General features: G+C 46.2%; 15 protein-coding genes. 8 read left to right on the forward strand and 7 right to left on the reverse strand.

Going from position 1 to position 21,612, the window contains the following annotated elements:
* Window positions 1-61: 61 nt before the first annotated feature.
* Window positions 62-976 carry a M14 family metallocarboxypeptidase gene (locus tag DQX04_RS00620; RefSeq protein WP_111913866.1) on the forward strand — a complete coding sequence of 305 codons (915 nt, stop codon included), beginning with the start codon at window positions 62-64 and terminating at the stop codon, window positions 974-976.
* Window positions 977-999: 23 nt separating this feature from the next.
* Entirely contained in the window at window positions 1,000-2,097 is a 1,098-nt protein-coding gene (locus tag DQX04_RS00625; protein WP_111913867.1) for a low specificity L-threonine aldolase, read from the forward strand.
* Here the strand turns inward: DQX04_RS00625 and DQX04_RS00630 are convergent, their stop codons facing one another.
* Entirely contained in the window at window positions 2,098-2,988 is an 891-nt protein-coding gene (locus DQX04_RS00630) for a DMT family transporter (protein WP_111913868.1), read from the reverse strand.
* Window positions 2,989-3,065: 77 nt separating this feature from the next.
* On the opposite strand from DQX04_RS00630, the gene DQX04_RS00635 reads away from it, so the two are divergent.
* Window positions 3,066-3,461 carry a thiol-disulfide oxidoreductase DCC family protein gene (locus tag DQX04_RS00635; protein WP_111913869.1) on the forward strand — a complete coding sequence of 132 codons (396 nt, stop codon included), beginning with the start codon at window positions 3,066-3,068 and terminating at the stop codon, window positions 3,459-3,461.
* Window positions 3,462-3,497: 36 nt separating this feature from the next.
* Here DQX04_RS00635 and DQX04_RS00640 read toward each other — a convergent pair whose 3' ends face one another.
* The 4 genes from DQX04_RS00640 to DQX04_RS00655 form a co-directional block, all read right to left on the reverse strand.
* Entirely contained in the window at window positions 3,498-4,121 is a 624-nt protein-coding gene (locus DQX04_RS00640; protein ID WP_207916216.1) for a redoxin domain-containing protein, read from the reverse strand.
* 15 nt (window positions 4,122-4,136) lie between these two features.
* Window positions 4,137-6,257 (reverse strand): protein-disulfide reductase DsbD domain-containing protein, encoded by a 2,121-nt coding sequence (locus DQX04_RS00645; protein ID WP_111913870.1) that lies wholly within the window; start codon window positions 6,255-6,257, stop codon window positions 4,137-4,139.
* 75 nt (window positions 6,258-6,332) lie between these two features.
* Window positions 6,333-7,190, reverse strand: coding sequence for an acyl-CoA thioesterase II (gene tesB / locus DQX04_RS00650; RefSeq protein WP_111913871.1), 858 nt, complete (start codon window positions 7,188-7,190; stop codon window positions 6,333-6,335).
* Window positions 7,187-8,467 (reverse strand): ectonucleotide pyrophosphatase/phosphodiesterase, encoded by a 1,281-nt coding sequence (locus tag DQX04_RS00655; protein WP_111913872.1) that lies wholly within the window; start codon window positions 8,465-8,467, stop codon window positions 7,187-7,189. The genes tesB and DQX04_RS00655 overlap by 4 nt, the downstream gene beginning before the upstream one ends.
* A gap of 209 nt (window positions 8,468-8,676) precedes the next feature.
* On the opposite strand from DQX04_RS00655, the gene acnA reads away from it, so the two are divergent.
* The 5 genes from acnA (at window position 8,677) to asnB (ending at window position 16,686) form a co-directional block, all read left to right on the forward strand.
* Window positions 8,677-11,400: an aconitate hydratase AcnA gene (gene acnA / locus DQX04_RS00660; RefSeq protein WP_111913873.1), complete on the forward strand. Its 2,724-nt coding sequence runs from the start codon at window positions 8,677-8,679 to the stop codon at window positions 11,398-11,400.
* Between the two features lie 128 nt (window positions 11,401-11,528).
* The gene (locus tag DQX04_RS00665) at window positions 11,529-12,017 is read left to right on the forward strand and encodes a hypothetical protein (protein WP_111913874.1); all 489 of its coding nucleotides are present in this window, start codon (window positions 11,529-11,531) and stop codon (window positions 12,015-12,017) included.
* Entirely contained in the window at window positions 12,014-13,444 is a 1,431-nt protein-coding gene (locus DQX04_RS00670) for a sodium:solute symporter family protein (RefSeq protein ID WP_111913875.1), read from the forward strand. Before DQX04_RS00665 ends, DQX04_RS00670 begins: the two co-directional genes overlap by 4 nt.
* Before the next feature lie 120 nt (window positions 13,445-13,564).
* Window positions 13,565-14,635 (forward strand): aspartate carbamoyltransferase, encoded by a 1,071-nt coding sequence (locus tag DQX04_RS00675; protein ID WP_111913876.1) that lies wholly within the window; start codon window positions 13,565-13,567, stop codon window positions 14,633-14,635.
* A 38-nt stretch (window positions 14,636-14,673) separates the two neighbouring features.
* Window positions 14,674-16,686: an asparagine synthase (glutamine-hydrolyzing) gene (gene asnB, locus DQX04_RS00680; RefSeq protein WP_111913877.1), complete on the forward strand. Its 2,013-nt coding sequence runs from the start codon at window positions 14,674-14,676 to the stop codon at window positions 16,684-16,686.
* 207 nt (window positions 16,687-16,893) lie between these two features.
* Here asnB and DQX04_RS00685 read toward each other — a convergent pair whose 3' ends face one another.
* Together DQX04_RS00685 and mfd are read right to left on the reverse strand one after the other, a co-directional pair.
* Window positions 16,894-18,075, reverse strand: a complete 1,182-nt coding sequence (locus DQX04_RS00685; protein WP_165831906.1) for a CsiV family protein — start codon at window positions 18,073-18,075, stop codon at window positions 16,894-16,896.
* Entirely contained in the window at window positions 18,075-21,563 is a 3,489-nt protein-coding gene (mfd, locus tag DQX04_RS00690) for a transcription-repair coupling factor (protein WP_111913879.1), read from the reverse strand. Before mfd ends, DQX04_RS00685 begins: the two co-directional genes overlap by 1 nt.
* Window positions 21,564-21,612: the final 49 nt, after the last annotated feature.

Below are 21,612 nucleotides of genomic sequence, written 5' to 3' on the forward strand. Positions count from 1 at the left end.
GCGTTATCATTGGTATACTTACTCAAACGATTCAACGCACGTAATAAGCAAGGAGTCTTCTATGGCGCAAGAGTATCCGATTGGCAAACCGTTTGAGCCTTGGGGCGAAGCCGAAAAAAAGCAGTGGCTAGAAAGCCAGTCTCGTAAGCGTTTGTATGAAGAAGACGTAATTAGCGCAATAGAAGGCTTTAAGTCGCGCTTTACGGTCGAACAATACGGTACCTTGAACTATGACAAAGACTACCCTCTGTTCGCGGTGCGCAGCAAGAAATGGGTAGACGAGCGCAGTACCGTTCTTGTGACCGGTGGTGTTCACGGTTATGAAACCAGCGGTGTTCATGGTGCATTAGCGTTTATTGACCGTGATTTGGAAATGCTAGGGGAGCAAGTGAATGTAGTGGTACTTCCTTGTATTAGCCCTTGGGGATACGAAACGATTAACCGCTGGAACCCAGCGGCCGAAGATCCTAACCGCTCTTTCAAAAACGGCGGCGAAACGCCAGAAGCAAAACATGCTATGGCTTATGTAAACAGTCTTTCAACTCGTTTAATCATGCACATCGACTTGCATGAAACTACAGACACAGATAACAGCGAGTTTCGTCCGGCACTAGCGGCACGAGACGGCGTAGTTCACGACAACTGGAATATACCGGACGGGTTTTACCTAGTAGGGCATGCGAAAAAGCCAGAGGTAGACTTTCATCACTCTATCTTAGACTCGGTAGAGCAGGTGACGCATATTGCTCCCGCAGACGAGCAGGATCGTCTGATTGGTGAGCCTGTGGTGATTCCAGGGCTTATTTTCTATGACGCAACGAATGCCGGGTTATGTATGGGGCTTTCAAACGCACCCTATGTGTCGACCACAGAAGTTTACCCAGATAGTCCAAAAGCGTCGCCAGAAGAGTGCGTTAATGCACAGGTTGCAGCTGTTCTTGGTGGAGTGCGTTACGTACTTTCTCATTTAGCTTAACCATTGGAATCGTCTCGTTCTTTATGACTTCTATAGCAAAGCTTAGAGCAGAATATCAGCGTGTCGTCGGCGAAGCACAGCACTCTATGCTTCGCCAACCGAGCCGCACGCTAAAGCAGCACCTGCAAGCGCTAGCAGACTTTGCAACAGATACCACCGAGAGCGACGTATACGGCTCTGGTGAGCTTATTGAGTCTTTAGAACAAGACATGGCGACATTGTTCGGTAAAGAAGCCGCGTGTTTTATGCCTAGTGGCACAATGGCGCAGAATATTGCACTGAAAATTTACGCCACACAAAAGGACAAGCCGGCCTTTGCTTGCCATCCAACGTCACATCTTGTGTTGCATGAACAAGCCGCATTTGAGCACCTCTGGGGTTTAGAGGCCGAGTTAATTGGTGAAGCGTATGCACCCATTGAACTTGCTGATATTAAAACGCTAGATCCTGCACGCATAGCTGCTGTCGTTACTGAATTGCCAGCTCGTGAAATAGGTGGGCAGTTGCCCCCTTGGGAAGACTTGGTTAAACAATCCAGATGGTTAAAAGAGCAGGGCATAGCATTTCATATCGACGGAGCACGGCTCTGGCACTGTAAAGCAGCTTATGGCAAGTCGTTTGCTGAAATTGGCGAGCTTGCCGACTCGCTTTATTTAAGCTTCTACAAAGATTTAGCAGGCATATCAGGGGCTGTATTGCTTGGAACGCAAGCGTTCATTGACAAGGCGAAAGTATGGCAGCGTCGCGCTGGTGGTAACTTATTCTCGTTACACCCATACATACTTAGCGCTAAGTTAGGTCTAGAAGAAAATCTAGATTCAGTAGATGACGCTGTGCATTACGCAAAAGAGCTAGCGCAAGCTTTGAACACTGTACCGAATGTAGAAGTTTTGCCAGCAGTACCGCAAGCGGCAATGTTCCATTTAATCGTGGACGCGGATGAGCCAGAACTGATGGCAAAAATGGTCGAGCAGTTGGAAGCTTCTCATGTGCAAGTGTTGCCGCTACCTCGAGAAAAGAAAAACGGTTCACTGATTTTTGAAATTCCTGTAGGGCGCGCCGCGATGTCTAAACCAGTCAAGTTTTGGCACCAGCACCTTGCTCAATTATTACAATCTTAGCTAGTGGCCTGTGGTCGCTGTATGAGTAGCTTTTTTACGGGTTTCTCTGTGGCTAATATAAATGCCACTAGCGATAACAATAAGCGCACCTATCACCACTGCTGTTGTAGGTAATTCTCCCCACAATAAGTAACCTAAGCCAATAGCCCAAATCATGGCTGTATATTCGAAAGGTGATAACACCGAAGGTGGTGCTTGCCGATAGGCTTCAGTCAGTAAATATTGAGCTATGGCACCAGAAAAGCCAAGCATGAATAACCACGGGACGTCAGTCCATGTAACAGGTTGCCAGTTGGCAATCGAGAGTAAACCACACCCCACAGACAAGCTTAAAACAAACATAACCATGAGTGATTCGCTAGTTTCTGTTCGGTGCATAATGCGCACCATAATCATGACTGACGCGTAGCCAAAGGTTGCCAATAGGCCGGTAATGACGCCCACTGATGCAAAACCCATAGCACTTGGATTAAGCATGATGAGTACACCGACAAAGCCTACCGCAACTGCACCGTACCTATGTATACCTACCTTTTCTTTCAATAGAGGTACTGAAAGTAGGGTAATAATCAGCGGCGCGATAAAGAAAATAGCGTAAGCGTTGGCTAGAGGAAGCTCTCTTAAGCTTGTTACGGTGAGAACAAGAAAGGCTATAGAGATAATTCCACGTAATATGTGCAAACCAATCCGGTTAGGTTTCATTCGATGTAAGGTTTTACGCGAAGCTAACCAGATGAGAATAAAAGGCAAAGACATAAAGCCGCGAAAAAAGCTGACTTGAAAAGTACTCAAATGACCCGCTAGGTGTTTCATGCATACGTCCATGATTGCGAAGCAAAAGATCGCAAGAATCATAAACACTATGCCACGGCCAATGCTGTCTTTATGCATGAAAGGTTGATCGTTTGAGGGGTTATATGGGTATTCTAACTTAGTTGTATGAAGAAGTAATGAACTAGGGATGTATGATGAGTAATACTTTTTACCCACAATTGATCATTTTCTACGACGGTCAGTGTCCTTTATGCGTTCGCGAAATGACACAACTGAAATTGAAAGACGAAGCGCAAAGAATTCAGTTTGAAGATATTCTTGCAACAGACTTCAGCGAGCGTTTTCCTAGAGTTAATATTAACGACGCAAACCGAATTCTTCATGGGCTGGAGAACGGAGAAATGCTTTATGGCCTAGACGTTACACACCGGGCTTGGTCACTAGTTGGTAAGGGCTGGATGACTGCACCGCTGCGCTGGCCCTTGCTACGCTGGTTTGCAGATAAGGCCTATATGTTTTTTGCACGTCATCGCTATACGTTTTCTAAAATTTTTACCGGTAAAGCACGATGTGAGCGTTGTCAGCTGTAGATGACAGACAACACTCACATAGACCGTCGAAATATATTAGTCGCTGTATTTAACTGAACAACCATACGGGCGAGAAATAGGGCGCGACACAGCCTCACCGCTTAACACCTGTTCTGCCGCGTTAGCAAAGTAAGGTTCAGCTCTTTCAATGTCAGACTGACGAGCGCTAGGAATACTGTCGATTCCACCTGCGTACTGCAACACGCCCTCACTATCAATGACATACATGTGCGGTGTAACTCTAGCACTGTAAGCTCTACCCATAGTGCCTGATTCATCTAACAATACGGCTGTAGGCGCTGCGTTTCGTGAGGAGGTGAGTTCATTGGCTTGCTCTGCACTCACATGACCTTGCGTACCAGGCGAGGAAGAAATAACACTTAGCCACACTACACCTTGCTCGGTAAACCGTTGTTGTAGAGACTGCATGTTGCCTGACTCGTAGTGCTTGCGAACGTAGGGGCAATCGTGGTTTGTCCACTCGAGCACCACGGTTTCACCTGCAAAGTCAGATAAACTATGAGTTACGCCATGACTGTCTATTACTGAGAAGTTGGGAGCTGGTGCACCAATTTCAGGGTTTGCTTTTGCGCCAAAAGACATAACCATAAAAGCGCTAGTGATTAGAACTAATAACCAAGTTTTAACGATGTATTTCATAAAAGACACCTCCTGTTAACCGGCATTATTTTCAATGTGTTCTCGTACAATAGATGGCGACAGAATTTGTGGTAAGACTTGTGGTTCTTTCCCGGGCCAATACAGCACATATAACGGAACACCGTTGCGACCAAACTCAGCTAAATATTCAGTTATCGCTGGGTCTTGCATGGTCCAGTCGCCTTTCAGGTAAGCCACATCATAGTTTTCAAACAGGTTCTGTGTTGACTCCACACTTAATGCAACACGCTCATTTGCTAGACAAGTAATGCACCAGTCTGCAGTCATATTGACGAATACCGGCTGCTCACCAATAAGGCTGTCCATTCTTTGTTGTGACCACACTTGCCAATTTCTGCCTTCAACCTCACCTTGTTCTGTTGCAGGCTTACTTTGTTGCCAAATCATCGATTGCCAGAATATGAAGACCGTACCAACAACTAATAGCAACAACGTCAACTTACCCCAAATACCTTTACTCGACTTTTGCTGCAGCTGACCCCACCACCATAGTGAAGCTGCAAGAAGAATCATCGACAACAGAAGGAGAGCGGTACTGTCCATGCCGGTCTGACGACCAAACACCCAAATTAACCACACCGTAGTGATATACATTGGGAACGCCATCCATTGCTTGAAGCTTTCCATCCACTGCCCGGGCTTAGGAAGTACTTTTGCAATTTGTGGAATAAGCCCAATCAGTAAAAATGGGAACGCAAAACCTAAGCCCAACGCGAAGAAAATGATTAAAGATAAAGCAACCGGCTGGGTAATGGCGAAACCAAGTGCTGCGCCCATAAACGGGGCCGTACACGGGCTTGCCACAATAACAGCGAGAACCCCCGTAGCAAAAGACTGCTTAGCTCCACTGCCTTGCGTACTCGATTGACCCACACTCATCAATGAAGTCGCAACCTGAAATACACCCGATAAGTTCAAGCCTATAGCGACAAATAGGAATGAAAGCACCGCGATGAACCAAGGGTTTTGTAGTTGGAAGCCCCAGCCTAATGCTTGTCCGGTCGAACGCAGAGCGATAAGAACTGCTGCTACGAAGATAAAGCTTAAAATAACGCCCAAGCAATAAAATAGCGCGTCTTTAACTTTGCTTTCTGGATGCTGTGCCATAGCCAATGCTTTGAGTGAAAGCACAGGAAATACGCAAGGCATAAGGTTTAATATGACGCCACCTAAAAAAGCGAAAATGAACGCAGACACAAAGGTGATGCTAGTAGTGGTGCTATTGTTCGTCGTTGCTGGCTCGGGTGCCACAACCTCAGCTGCATAAGCCTCTAAGGTTCGGTTGCTCGATGAAAACTGAACAGGAAATCCTTCGGGTTGTGCACTGTTAAATGTATTTAACGGCCGGCGCAATATAAGAAGTTCGTCGGTGGATTCTACCTGCCATTCTGCGTTGTGCTCTACTAAGTCGGTAGCGCCTACAAAGGTGTAAAAGTCTTGTTCTTGTGCCATAGCAACGGCGTCAGCATCTTCTACAACAATACTGACTTGGCCGTCTTGAATGTCGTACTGCACATTCCAGTCTGATAGCTCAGGAAGGCTTCGGCGAGCTTCCATGAAATGCGCACGGTTACCTTCAGAAATACTAGGCATTCCTACGTTAAGCGTAACACTCAGCTCTGCGTTTCCGGGAATACAAATATCTTCACATACTAACCAGCTTACTTGGGTAGTAAGAGTTACCGTATCTTCATTGTATTCAGATGGAATTGAGAAATCGGTGAGTAAATAGGTTGTGTCGGAAAAACCATAATTAATCAATGGGCCCACTTCGTATCGGTTAACTGTAGGCCACTGAATTCCGTCGAAATATGAACCTTCAGGTCCTTGCCATTCTATTTTTGTAGCTTCGCCGGAATCGCCTGGGTTAATCCAGTAGGTGTGCCAGTTCTCCTCTTGTTCAAGTTCAATAGCAAGCGTGTATAAATGTCCCGCTGAAATAGTGTCGAACTCGCTGTGAAGCTGCACATTTACATGAGGTTGTACAACGCGCTCTGAGCTGGCTTGGGCATTAGTTTGCGCATACAGAAGGCTCGGAGCGAGTAACAGCAGGAACGCCAATGAGAAACATTGCTTAAACCATGGAAGAATTGCTTTCAATTGAACCTTAGGCACAGAACCACCTTGTCGTTGTTTTTTTGGGTTACGTTACTGCTCTTTATTTAGATCGTCTCGAATACCTTCGCACAATTACCGTTGACGTAATAAGCCTTCTTGAATTGTAGAAGCCACCAGCTCGCCTCTACGATTGAAGAACTGACCACGCACTAAGCCTCGTGTATTGCTCGCACTTGGTGAGTCGATGGAATACAACAGCCAATCGTCCATACGAAAGTGGCGATGAAACCACATGGCGTGGTCTATCGTCGCCATTTGCATTTTCGGGCTCGCAAACGTTAAGCCATGCGGCTGCAATGCAGTCGGTAAGAAATTAAAATCTGACGCATAAGCGAGCAGATACTGATGAATGCGTTGGTCGTCAGGAAGTTCGCCATTAGCCTTAATCCATACGTGACGAACCGGCTCCATAACCTCAGGTTTAAACGGGTTATAAGCGGTCACAAAACGCATTAAAATAGGCTTGTCGCTGGTGAACTTCGAACGCAATGGTTCTGGAATAAGTTCTGCATGCTCTCGGTGAACTTCGAGGTCAGAAATAGATTCTTCAGGACCCGGCACGTCGGGCATGTCGGACTGATGTTCTAAACCTGGTTCCTCACCATGAAAAGATGCTGTCATGTAGAAAATCGGTTTGCCAAATTGAATAGCTTGCACGCGACGCGTGGAAAAGCTTTTTCCGTCGCGAATGTTTTCTACGTCATAAACGATAGGATGATTAGCGTCACCTGGGCGCAAAAAATAACTATGAAATGAGTGCACACCTCGAGAAGCATCTACCGTTTCTTTCGCTGCTGACAGGCCTTGCCCCATGACTTGGCCACCAAACAATGCTCTAAAACCTAGGTCTTGGCTCTGACCACGGTAAATACCCTGCTCGATAGTTTCGAGCTCCATGAGTTTTAATAAATCGTCTAATACCTGACTCATTCTGACAAGCTTCTCTCGTTGATCATCAATGGAATAACGTTTGGGTCACCGTCGTTAGGTGCCGGCAATATGCCCAATACAGTGCTCATCACATTATACACATCTACCATGCGCAAGTGAGCAATACGTTCGCCTGACTTAAATTGAGGTCCCGCAGCAACGAGAATCCCCTGCATTTCTGGTATGGCATTGTCGTAACCATGGCTACCCATAGGTTGACCGTACTTTCCATTGGCGAGTGCATCCTCTAACCATTGTTGTTTCAAGAGCGCGTAGCCTGGTTGTGCGAGAATGAAGATTTCAGGAATACGAGCATTTGCTTGGTAATGAAAACGCTCCGGTATGTCTCGTTTGTAATATACGGTAGCGGCGCTTGGCGGAATATTCTCTTGTAGTTGCTGGTATATGGCTTCAGTTTGTCCCGGTAGTGGGTGAATGCCAATAATCTCTCGAGTAAACGTTACGTACTCGGCAAGACTTTGATCAAATGCTGTGTCGACAACAACATGTTTTTCAAGATTCACTTCATACATGCCATGGTCACTAGAAATCATAATGTTAACTTCGTCTGCAATCCCCATAGCTTCTAATTCATGCATCAGATAGCCAATTTCACCGTCAACATGCTCGATGGCTTGCGCTACTTCTGCTGACTCAGGCCCAAAGCCATGACCTGCTGAATCTACATCACTGAAGTAGAGCCCGAGAAACTGCGGTCTTTCTTCGGCTGGTAGTCGTAGCCAATCAAGTACACCTTCTACCCTGTCTCTGTTAGACACGCTGCCATCGTACTCATGCCAGTAAGTAGGGCGGTGATTGTTGATCTCAGCTTCTGAGCCAGGGAAAAAGTATGTTGCGCTGGTCACGCCTTGGCGTTCTGCGGTAATCCAAATAGGTTCGCCTTGCCACCAACGGCTATTCTGATTCGCCTCTTTGATACTCAAACCAAACACTTCTTGGTATTCGGGATCGTAGATATTGTTACCAATGATTCCATGGTTTTCTGCATGTAACCCGGTGACTAAAGCAAAATGGTTAGGAAAGGTTTTACTTGGGAACACAGGCTCTAACATACCTACACGTACACCGTGCTGAGCCAGCGCTTGAATGTTATCGGGCTGGTACATATCAATATAGTCGTGGCGCATACCATCGATTGATATCAATATAAGTGTAGGTGTAAGTTGTTGTGGCTCATTCGCCTCGTTTTGTTCTGCACAGCCAGAAATCGACAGCAGCGTTATCGCGAAAAGCGCGATGAACATCCAATTTCTCATGCCAGTAAACCTTTTTCTCTTCGATCAACAAAGGGCGAGTATAACTAACCCATTTGACAATTGCATGACCGCTTACGACGAACTGTTTAAATCCACGACAAGTGCTTAAGTGAGCGCACATTCACACACTAAATTATGGGAATGCCTTGAATTTTTCCGACCTTGAACCAAGCTAATAAGTTAACTAATAGTTGAAAACGGAGTAAAACATGGCAAGCCAAGATAGTTTTCAAACTCACTCTGAGCTCGAAGTAGCAGGTGAAAAGCTTCATTACTACAGCATTCCTAAAGCGGCGGAGAAGCTAGGTAATGTCGATAAACTTCCGGTGTCGTTGAAGGTTCTACTAGAAAACCTATTACGCCATGAAGACGGAACTACCGTAACCAAGGAAGACGTTCATGCCGTCGTCGACTGGTTAAAAAACAAAAGCTCGAAGCAGGAAATAGAATACCGTCCTGCGAGAGTTCTTATGCAAGACTTCACCGGCGTTCCAGCAGTGGTCGATCTAGCTGCTATGCGAGACGCTGTCGCTAAAGCAGGGTTGCCTGCCAATAAAATCAATCCTCTATCTACCGTAGACTTGGTCATTGACCACTCTGTAATGGTTGACAAGTTTGCATCCGAAAATGCTTTCGAGGAAAACGTACGCATTGAAATGGAGCGCAACAAAGAGCGCTACGAATTTCTGCGTTGGGGTCAAAAAGCATTTGATAACTTCCGTGTTGTACCGCCGGGTACCGGTATTTGCCACCAAGTGAACTTAGAGTACTTAGCGCAAGTGGCTTGGACCTCGGAGGAAGACGGTAAGAAATATGTTTATCCGGACACACTAGTCGGCACCGACTCACACACCACCATGATTAATGGTTTAGGTGTTTTAGGTTGGGGTGTTGGTGGTATTGAGGCCGAAGCTGCAATGCTGGGGCAGCCTATTTCAATGCTTATTCCTGAAGTTATCGGCTTTAAGCTAGAAGGTTCTTTATCTGAAGGCATTACCGCCACCGACTTAGTGTTAACGGTTACACAGATGCTACGTAAAAAAGGCGTCGTAGGTAAGTTTGTCGAGTTCTATGGCCCAGGTTTGAAACATTTACCTTTAGCCGACCGTGCAACTATCGCGAATATGGCGCCAGAATATGGTGCTACTTGTGGTTTCTTCCCTATCGACCAAGAAACGATTACATACCTTGAGTTGTCAGGGCGTGACAAGGAAGTAATAGAACGCGTTGAAGCCTACGCAAAAGCACAAGGTATGTGGCGTAACGACGATAATGAACCCGAATTTACCGACTCGCTAACTTTAAATTTAGCAGACGTCGAACCTTCATTAGCAGGGCCGAAGCGTCCTCAAGACCGTGTGTCTCTGCCGAATTTGAAAGACAGCTTTGACTTATTGCTTAACTCTTCAAGTGTTGCTTTAGACGATGAGATGGGAGGCGCTGAGTCGCTGAGCAAAGCTGAACTAGACGACTCAACCGCAGTGCCGATTGAGGGCACAGATCACAAGCTAGCGCATGGTGATGTTGTTATTGCTGCGATTACCTCTTGCACGAATACGTCTAACCCGAGTGTTATGTTGGCAGCTGGTTTAGTTGCGAAAAAGGCGGTCGAGAAAGGGCTGACGCGTAAACCTTGGGTGAAGTCTTCACTGGCACCTGGCTCTAAAGTGGTGACAGATTATTTACATGAAGCGGGTTTAGAAACTTATTTAGACAAGCTTGGTTTTGACCTTGTGGGTTATGGGTGCACAACCTGTATTGGTAATTCGGGTCCTCTTCCTGACGATGTAGCGAAAGCTATTGATAAAGGCGACCTGATTGTATCTTCAGTGCTTTCTGGTAACCGAAACTTTGAAGGACGTATACATGCTCAAATAAAAGCCAACTGGTTGGCTTCACCACCGCTTGTTGTTGCATTTGCTCTTACAGGCACAACACGTATTAACTTGACGGAAGACGTTATTGGTGAAGACCAAGACGGAAACCCTGTGTACTTAAAAGACATTTGGCCAAGTAACAAAGAGATTCAAGACGCGGTACAAAGTGTAACCAGCCAGATGTTTAAGAAGCAGTACGCCGAAGTATTTGACGGTGACGAGCATTGGCAAAAACTACCGATTCCAGACAGTGAAACGTACGCATGGCGAGACGACTCAACCTATGTCGCGAACCCTCCGTTTTTCGAAGGAATCGACAAGCCGGCTCCTGAACCGAAAGATATTGAGAACGCTAGAGTTCTTGCGTTATTTGGCGACACGATAACTACCGACCATATTTCTCCAGCGGGTGCGATTAAGCCAGACGCCCCTGCCGGTAAGTACCTACAGGAGCAGGGTGTAGAAGTTAAAGACTTTAACTCTTATGGCTCGCGCCGAGGAAATCATGAAGTGATGATGCGTGGCACCTTTGCCAATATTCGTATTAAAAACTTAATGATGAATGGTGAAGAGGGCGGAAACACCCTGTTTATGCCGGGCAAAGAGCGTATGTCGATATATGACGCGGCAATGAAGTACCAACAAGATGACACGCCATTGGTGGTTCTTGCTGGTAAAGAGTACGGCACAGGGTCAAGCCGTGACTGGGCTGCAAAAGGAACGCGGCTACTCGGTGTGAAGGCGGTTATTGCTGAAAGTTACGAGCGAATTCACCGTTCAAACCTTGTGGGTATGGGTGTTTTACCGCTGCAATTTGCAGATGGTGAGAGTGTACAGACCCTGGGCTTAACCGGTGAAGAACAAATTTCTGTTCTGGGCTTAAATAAAGACATTAAGCCGGGGCAAGAATTTGAAGCGGTCGCGAAAAGCGATGATGGTAAAGAAACGCGCTTTAATGTGAAGTGTCGAATTGATACGGCAAATGAAGTGCGCTATTACCTTAGCGGCGGCATTCTTCACTATGTACTTCGTCAGTTGGTTGAAAACGCCAACTAGACCTAAGTTATTGCTTTATATAACCGCAAGTATGCGCCTCTAGCTCACTAGGGGCGCATTTGCAAAAGCATTTTGCGCTTGTTACGGTGATTGTTTAGCACTCACAAAGGCGGGGTACGGAACCCATTATGGTCGCGACAGGATTACGCAGTGTGTTGTGGTTTGTCTGCACCTTTTTATTGTGTGTGAGCATAAACGTGGCTCACGCAACCTCCATTACTCTAACAGGGCCAAGTGGCACTGTGTCAGAGGGCTACTTCCAACTTGAATATCAGCTTGAGTCCGTCAACAGCGAAGGTTCGAGCGTTAACACCATCGTGTTTGAACGCGCGGCAAGTGAGTCATTCGACGTTGTCGAAGATCGCTATCCTCCTTTGGGTAGTTTTAGCCAAGTTACTTTGAGCGGCTTTTCTAACGGTACGTATTACTTTCGTGCGCGCGACACACAGAGTGGTGAAACAAGTAATATAGTTTCCGTTACCGTTCAGCATTACCCGTTAAGCAGGGCGCTAACACTGTTCGGATTGGGTGCGCTTATTTTTATTGCTCTTGTTGTGTTCATTCTCCACGCGCATTCTCGTAGCTCTGACCAAAGCGTATCGAAGGGGAGTGTATGACTGCCACCGAGTATGCATTAAACAGTAATGTAGGGTTAGCCATTGTCGCTATTTTTGGCGTGTTGTGGGTGGTTTTTGGCTATGTGTTAGGGCGTTCTAATAAGTCTCATGAAGACTTTGCTTTGGCAGGACGCAATGTAGGTTTTGCCTTTGCTGCTGCTACAGCCATGGCGACTTGGGTAACGAGTAATACAACACTTGTGGCGCCGCAGCTTACCTACCAATTCGGTATATGGGGCATGATTGGTTACTCGTTTGCTGCTCTGGGGCTAATCCTTTTTGCACCGCTCTCAGCTCGTATTCGCGAGTTGTTGCCTAACGGATATACCAGTGGGGACTTTATCCGCTTGCGTTATGGCAAATGGGCGTGGCACGTGTTCATTGTTATTTCTATTGTGTATGCCATGGGCTGGTTGATTAGTTTGGGTATGGCTGGCGGTATTCTTTTACAAGCATTAAGCGGGCTCGACTATCACATTGGAATGAGTGCGATACTATTGATTTGCGTGGCTTATACTTTATTTGGTGGGTTGCGAGCTGTTATTGCGACAGACTTTATTCAGGCTCTAATTATCATTATTGGTGTGGTTGCAGTTGCTGTACTTATTTTAATCAATAACGGTATTGAACCTGTTCATCAAGAACTCACGACCGGACACCCAGAGCTGCTTAACTGGCTATTTCCTGCCGCGATTATGTTTTTGTTTAATAATATCTTTTTTGGCTTAGGTGAAATATTCCACTCCAATGTTTGGTGGTCGCGCGCGTTAGCATTTAAGAAGAAAGTGGCGTTTAAAGCGTTTCTGCTCGGAGGCGTGCTTTGGCTACCCATTCCTATCGTGACTGGGTTTATTGCGCTAGCAGCTCCTCAACTCGGTATTTTCCCGAGTAGTGCAGATATGGTTGGTCCAAGTGTAGCGGCTCACGTGTTAGGTACTGCAGGTGCTGTAATTGTGTTTATTGTGGTGTTTTCTGCATTGGCCTCTAGCCTCGACTCGTTGCTTGCAGCAACTTCAGACTTAGTGACTAGAGACATCTACAACAAACACATTGATAAGGGCGCAACCGATAAAAAATTGTTTAAAGTGAACCGTTTGGTCATTTTAGGCTTAGGTTTATTAACGTGGTTACTTTGCTTACCTAAAGTGGCAACGTTAGGTGCGCTACTTAACTTTACCGGCGCGTTCGTAGCGAGCACCATTTGGCCCATAGTCTTGGGCTTATATAGTAAGAAAGTGTCGGGGAGAACTGCTGCATTAGCTATGTTCCTAGGTACTTCGATTGGTTTAGCGTGCTATTTCATGATTGGTTTTTATGTAGCCGCATTAACTTCTTGTGCTATTTCAGGACTAGTAACCTGGATTGGCTACAAGCTCGACCCTGTCGAGTTTAATTGGGAGCAGCTAAATGAGGAGGCTCCGAAATGATTTCTGTAACCGGGCTTACAGCCCTTGTAGTAACAGCGCTTATTCTGTCTGCGGCAACTCCGCTTATTTTGTTAGTGTTGTTTTTCATTGATGTAAAGGCAAAAGAGATTTGGTAACCCTATGACAGTGAATGATCCCTCGTTTGATCGCGAGCGCCCGGACGTGTACGGAGACGCGCACCCCAAGGCACTGCTTAGAGCTATTCAAGAAGACGGAGACTTTCTCCTAAAACTTTCTAACCAGCATGTGGTTTCTTCTGACCAATTTTGTCAGGACACCATGCGTCAATTATTTCGGTTGGCTGCTAAATATGAAAGCAACCCATTACGGTTCAGTACGCCTTTGCAGGGAAAAATTCTAATAAGCGCGTTTTACGAACCCAGCACACGCACGCGTTTAAGCTTTGAAAGTGCTTGGCATCGGTTGGGCGGCGACATTATGTCGATTACCGACCGTTCTACTACGGGTATTGCGAAAGGTGAGTGCTTAGAAGACGTCGCGGAAATGTTTAATAACTACGGTGATTGTGTAGTGCTTCGAGACAATCATGCGGACTCTATTGAACTCATGATGGACACTCTACGCATTCCTATTATTAATGCAGGAAACGGTACCGACGAGCACCCAACTCAGGCTATGGCCGACATGTACGCCATATTTAAATGGCGACCAGACCTATTAGAAGGACCGGTCAAGGCGAAAGACAAATTGAAAATGGGCGTTATTGGCCACCCTCGCAAAATGCGTACGGTCAGAAGTTTATTAAAAAGCCTCGCAGTGTTTTCAGAGTGTTTTAAAGAAGTTGTCATCATTACAGACTGTAAGGATGAGAAAGATCTTTTCTCTGAGGAGCAACGTGAAGAATTAGAGCAGCAAGGTTTAAAGCTGTCTATTAGCCATGACCTCAACAAAGTTTTACCGAGCCTAGATATTACTTACATTAATGCGATTGCCTGGGAAGGTGATGGCTTTGAAACTTACGGTTCAAAATTCGCATTAAGCGCAAAATCACCTTTAAAGGAAAACGGAATTATTCTTCACCCGTTAGCCCGCGGAGATGAACTCGACAAAGACTTGGATAATACGCCTCACAACTGGTACTTCAGCCAGGCGAGAGGTGCCGTGTTTATGCGTATGGCGTTACTCACTTGCATGGTTCAGCGTGCAGGTCGAGTTATTGACGTCGTTTAAAGCATCCAGTTATGACCAACAGAGGAGAAGTAGAGTAGATGTGCGGAATTGCAGGTGTTTTTTACCAAGATCCGAAAGACATGATATCCCCGCAAGTTTTGGTCAATATGGCGGCGATCATGCATCATCGAGGGCCAGACGGATATGGCTATAAAGTATTACCAGAAGCAGGTGTAGGTTTTAGCCACGCCCGATTGTCTATTATCGATTTAGATGAGAATCGAGGTCGACAGCCGTTCTTGTCACGAGACAACCGGTTGTTACTCGCGCACAACGGCGAATTTTATGACTTTCAACGTATTCGTGCGGAATTAACGGCCCAGGGCGCACGTTTCGCCAGTAAAAGTGACTCTGAAGTAGTTATTGAACTTTATCCCCGCAAAGGCTTATTTGATATGTTGCCGGACTTGCGTGGTGAATTTGCTTTTGCATTATACGACCAACAAGAAGACGAGCTGCACTTAGTACGTGACCGTTTTGGTATTAAGCCTTTGTATTACACAGAAACAGAGAAGGGCATTGTTTTTGGTTCTGAACTAAAAGTGCTTTTTGCTCACCCTGAAGTGAAACGCGAGTTCTCTTCAGAAGGTTTGTATCATCAGCTTATTCAAGTCATGGTTCCTGGCACGACAGCTTTTGAGGGCATTAAACAGGTAGCTCCTGGGCATGTGGTGACAGTGAAGCGCAATAACGGCAAATTGAGTGTCATAGAGCGTAAATATTGGGACGTAGACTTTCCTTTAGAGCATGAGCATGACAGTGACCCAGACGAAGATGCTTATGTTCAAGGTGTTAGAGAGAAATTATTAGAGGCTGTACAGCACCGCTTAACCGCCGACGTTCCGGTAGGCTCATATTTATCTGGTGGCATAGATTCGTGTTCTATTTTAGGTTTAGCCGCTGCTGCCAGTCAGAACCCAATTAAAGCTTTCACGATAGGTTTTGATTCAGCGGACTACGACGAAACACCGATAGCAAAAGAAATGGCAGAAGCAACCGGCGCTGATCATCATATTATGACGTTGAATGCTGACGACCTATATAGCCATTTCGAGCAAACACTGTGGCATACAGAGCGCACTATTTATAACACCCTTGGCGTTGCTAAATATTTAATGAGCCAACAGGTGAATGAAGCCAAATATAAAGTAGTGATGACGGGTGAGGGCTCTGACGAACTTTATGGCGGTTATCCGGCATTCCGTAAAGACCTATTTTTACATGGTTTAGACCATTTACCGCCGGAAGAGCGCAAAGAGTGGGAAGAGTTATTAGAAAAGAACAATAAACTTTTCAAAGGAGCCATGCTTGCTCGTGAAGAATTCGTGAGCGACGCGTTTGTGGACAAAATGGGCTTTACGCCAAGTTGCGTGCAGCCGTGGCTCTCTTGTTCTAGCTATGCCGACAAGCTTATAGCGAAGACTAGGCAGAGTGACCTTGAAGGGTATGATGCAGGTAGTGCCATAGCGAAAACGTTAGACGAAGACATGCTTAAAGAGCGTCATCCGCTCGACAAAGCGCAATATGTTTGGATTAAAACCATGTTGGAAGGGCAAATTCTAACTTGGGGTGGCGACCGTGTAGATATGGCTAATTCTATGGAAGCTCGTCCTGCGTTTCTTGACCACCACTTAGCAGAGCATGCGTTTAAAATCCCTCCTCATCTACGTATCCGTGGAAATAAGGAAAAATGGGTGCTGCGAGAAGCTATGAAAGGTTTGCTACCGGAAACCTTATATAAACGAGAGAAGTTTGCGTTTATGGCGCCTCCGGCGCATACCGACCCGAAAAAGTGGCAAGCAATGAAGAAGCTTGCCGACAAATACCTGAACAAAGAAAAAGTAGAAAGTGCAGGGCTGTTGGACTTTGAAGAAGTTGAAAAACTTTTTGAGATTCATAACGACCCTAACGTTACCGCTGAAATTCAAGTTCAGTTAGACGCGGTAATTAACCACATGTTGGGCGTTCAAATCTTGCATGAGTTCTTTGTGGCGACAGATGTCCCAGCAGACGCTGCCAAAAGAGCTGAAGCATTAGGTTGGCACGCTTAAACCCAAAAATGGGGTCAGAGCACTCAGTGCTCTGACCCCATTGTAATAAAGCTCAAACCCATACGTAGCAAAGCCTTAAGCTTCGTTTCTGGAAATATTGAAGCAAGTACGCTTTACAGTCGTTTAAGCATGAAAGGCATTGTTCAAAAAGGGGTTTTCTCAATTGAATGGTGGGGTCAGAGCACTTAGTGCTCTGACCCCATTTTATTAGTTTTGAGCGGAGCGTTCGGTGCGGCGTATTTCTACGACAACGCCGAATTTAGGATGATCGAAATAGTGTATTTCGTGGCTAATCACGCGTTTTACTTGATTCAGGTAATAGCTTCTAAGGAAGTCGATACTTTCTATTTCACCTTCTAAAAACGCTTCGGCTTGCTCTTGTGCGCTACTAAACTGCTGCGAGAACGAGGCCGGTTCTCTAAAGTTAAACTCGCCATCGATATGCAGGTAATTTCCGACAAGGTAAATTTGCATAAGGCCGTCGAACTCCCAAACATCTTGAGGCAGGTTCTGTGGCATAGTGTCAGGTTGTTCGGGCAAGCGTCGAATATTTTGCGCAGGGCCAACAAACCTGAACTCTCCGCGTTCAATAGCGGTAATAAGTTCTTCAATTGGAGTTAGTGGTTCGCTCGCTTCTTGAATGCCGTTTTCTAACTCGTCAATGAACAGCCAATCGGTTTCCTCTTCAGGTTTGGCGAAGCCTAAATAGTCAAAGTCTTGGGTAAAGTTAAGACCACCGAATAAGCGATGTGGGCGGCTTGTGGTTCGTCCGAATACGGGTTGGCGCCAACTCGAATGAAGTATTGGTGTTGCTGCATTTCTGCGAACGAGGTCGTTTCTGAGTTCAGTGAAGCGCAAGTTGTCTTGTGGCATTAAAAATGGAATTTGCGTGGTAAAAACGTCGCCACCTTCGCCAGCTACGACCACCGGTGTCGGATTGTAAACTTCCATACCAATTCGCTCTGCAGGCGCTGGATAAAGATTATCGGTAACAATACGCTCTTCGTGTAGCTTACAGAATATGTCGGAAGTGAAATCCGGTAGTGGTTCAATAGAGTAGCTTTCAATAGGCCAGTTTAAGTCGCCTACACCTGCTGGTAAGTCGGTCATCCAGCTACAACGGGGTAAAGCGTGCAATAAGCCATCGAGTTGTGGACGAAGCTTTGCACCAATTAATGAGCGAGCTCGGTTCACACGAATAGGGCGTATTTCAAGCGGGTATTGCTCTTGAATACTTGGGTTTTGGTCATTGTATTTAAAAACGAGTACTTCGACTTCAAACCAGCGGTAGCCGTCGTCGAGTGGCTCTTCTTGAGCTTGTGCAGCCGGTATTGCTGACAACGAAGCGAGAAGCGCGAAAACCCCAACTTTTAAATACCTTGAAACCACTATTGAGCTCCTTGTGAACTAACGTCAGCACCTTGTTCAAGTGCGCTTAACAAAGACTGTACCAGTTTTATTCTTGCTTGCGTATCTTCAGTTTCTTTTCTTAAGCGTAACTTGGTTGCACCTTCCATACCATACACTTGCGGCTCTTTTTGAATCAATTGAATGATAGACCCAGGCTCTACCGGTGTGGATGGATTAAAGTCGACTACCCCGCCTTGCGGGCCGATATCAATTTTACGTATGCCCAGTTTTACTGCAACAACACGCAATTCGCCAATACGGAACAAGTTTTTCGCGGGTTCGGGTAGTAACCCAAAGCGGTCGATAAGCTCAACTTGCAAGTCGTCGAACTCTTGTTTAGTCGCGGCTCCGGCAATCCGCTTGTACAAACTAAGTCGCGTGTTTACGTCGCGAATGTAGTCTTCAGGCAACAAGGCCGGAATACGCAGTTCAATTTCGGTTTGCAGTTCAAGCAATTTGTCGAGAGAGGGTTCTTTACCTTTTTGTAGTGACTGAACAGCTTCTTCCAGCATTTCCATATATAAGCTGAACCCGACAGACTCTATTTGTCCGCTTTGCTCGTCACCGAGAAGCTCGCCTGCGCCACGAATTTCAAGGTCATGTGTTGCCAATACGAATCCGGCACCCAGGTCTTCCAGTTGAGCAATAGCTTCCAGTCGTTTCGCTGCGTCTTTGGTCATGCGTTTCGGATGTGGCGTAAGTAAATAAGCATACGCTTGGTGGTGAGAACGTCCGACACGCCCCCTTAACTGGTGTAATTGAGCCAAGCCTAAGTTGTCGGCCCGGTCCATAATTATGGTGTTCGCGGACGGAATGTCGATTCCTGTTTCAATAATTGTTGTACACACCAATACATTGAACTTCTGGTGGTAAAACTCCGACATAATACGTTCGAGTTCGCGCTCGCCCATTTGTCCATGGGCGACTTGAATAGACGCTTCAGGCACCAACTCTTGTAAATGCTCGGCAGTTGCCGCAATGGTTTCTACATTATTGTGAAGGAAGTACACCTGACCACCGCGCAGTACTTCACGCAATATGGCCTCGCGTACAGTGGCTTTGTCGTATTCACGCACGAAAGTTTTTACAGCTAGCCTGCGCGCCGGGGGGGTAGCAATAACTGAAAGATCGCGAATTGAGTGCATCGCCATATTCAATGTTCTAGGAATAGGCGTAGCCGTTAGCGTAAGAATATCGACTTCAGCACGTAGGCGTTTAATTTGCTCTTTCTGTCGAACGCCAAAGCGGTGTTCTTCGTCGACAATCAAAAGACCCAAGTCGGCAAATTTAACGTCGTTCTGCAGCAATTTGTGCGTACCAATAACAATGTCTACCTTGCCATTCTCTAGGTCTTCTAAAACACCCTTGGTCTGCTTGTTCGAGCGAAAGCGAGATAAAACCTCTACACGCACGGGCCAGTCTGCGAAACGGTCCCGGAAGTTTTCAAAGTGCTGCTGCGCTAGTAGCGTTGTTGGAACCAGTACGGCAACTTGCTTTTGGTCATGTACTGCGGTGAATGCAGCTCGCATAGCCACTTCTGTTTTACCAAATCCCACGTCGCCACATACGAGGCGATCCATAGCCCGAGGTCGTTGCATGTCCTCAAGTACAGCTTGAATAGCTTGAACTTGGTCGTCTGTTTCGGTGAAAGGGAAGCCCGCAGCAAACTTTTGGTATTCCTCTTGTTCTAATATGAATGCATAGCCGGGCTTTGACTCGCGTTGAGAGTAAACGTCTAATAATTCTGCGGCTACGTCACGTACTTTCTCTGCTGCTTTCCTACGTGATTTCTCCCATTGGTCCGAGCCTAGCTTATTCAGTTGTACGGAGTCTGGATCGCCCCCACTGTAACGGCTAATCATCTGTAAATTACTGACCGGTACAAACAGTCTAGTGTTGTCGGCATAACCGAGAGTTAGGAACTCTGAAGCTACGCCGCCTGTGTCTAGTGTAGTGAGCCCTTGGTATTCGCCCACACCGTGCTGAATGTGGACTATCGGTTGACCAATGCGTAGTTCTGCTAAGTTGCGGATTAATGCGTCTGGGTTCTGCTGTTGTGAACTGTCGGTGCGTCTGCGTGTGTCGGGTCTCGCGCCAAGTAGTTCTGTCTCGGTAATAATCAGAAGCTGATCGGTAGCGAATGAATGCGATACCTGGCCCACCGCAATACCTAAGGGGACGGTTGCTTGCAAAAAGCTTTCAAAAGTGCCGAATGTAGGCGGACGTATACCAGCCTGCTTCAGTAAACCAAGAACACTTTCTCTACGTCCTGCAGACTCTGCTATAAAAAGAACACGCTTACCCTGTGTTTCAGCAGACTTAAGGGCTTTATTGAGCTTGTCGTACGGCTGCTTTTGCCGAGTATCAATTTTAATTTCGGGTATTGCTGTCGACGTGAACTCTTTTGGTCCTCTGGCGCGCGTACCTTCAGGGAGGTCTACACGAATACGCGGGAAGTTCGCCAATGAAGCATTAACTTGATCTTCCAGCAGGTAAATTTGCTCAGGGGGAAGTATGGGGTGTGATTTGTCCCATCTACGGTCTTCGTAGCGGTAACGAATGTCTTGCCAAAGTTTTGCTAGCTGACCTTGAATGTCGCCCTGTGTAAGCAGCAAACACTCCTCAGGTAAGTAATCGAACAAAGTTGCAGTGCTTTCAAAAAATAGCGGTAAATAGTACTCAATTCCTGCAGGCAGAATGCCTTGAGACACTTGCTGGTATATCGAGTCTTTCGCATTTTGTGCTTCAAACTGTTCACGGAACTGCTTACGAAATAGCTCAATACTTTCTTTAGTTGTTGGAAACTCACGCGCCGGGAGTAAGTTAACTTCGGGTACTTCTTCGGTAGAGCGCTGTGTTTCGGGGTCGAATATACGAATGCTGTCAATTTCGTCGTCGAAGTAGTCAATACGAAATGGGGTTTTATTACCCATGGGGAATATGTCGAGTATTGATCCTCGAATACCGTACTCACCATGCTCCATAACTTGCGCTACATGCCTGTATCCGGCTTTTTCTAATTGCGCACGAAGGTCCTCGGCGGGTTTGACGTCGCCTTTTTTCATGGCTAAAGCATGGCCGGTAATGAAATGGGTGGGCGCAACTCGGTGCAGTAAAGTATTGAGTGCAACAATATAAATGCCACTTCGCATCGTGGTCATTTGCGCAAGAATACTTAAACGGTCGGAAATAATATCTTGGTGCGGAGAAAAGCTATCGTAGGGAAGGGTTTCCCAGTCAGGAAGCACACAAACAGGCGTGTCTTCTTGTCCTAAAAAGAAATTAATTTCTTTTTCTAACCGGTACGCGGAAGGGGCGTCTGCAGTAACAATAACCATAGGCTTTTGCTCTGCTTTAAGGGCACTACTAATCGCAAGTGCCAAACTACTACCCACGAGGTTTTTCCAGGTAATATCGAGCTCTTTCGACTGACTCACTGGCGGTTCAAATAAAGAATATTTAGACATTAGGACAACAGCTTATGATTCGACTTAGAAAAAACCGCCACAGTATACA

Source organism: Aliidiomarina sp. B3213 (assembly GCF_003290085.1).
GTDB lineage: Bacteria > Pseudomonadota > Gammaproteobacteria > Enterobacterales > Alteromonadaceae > Aliidiomarina.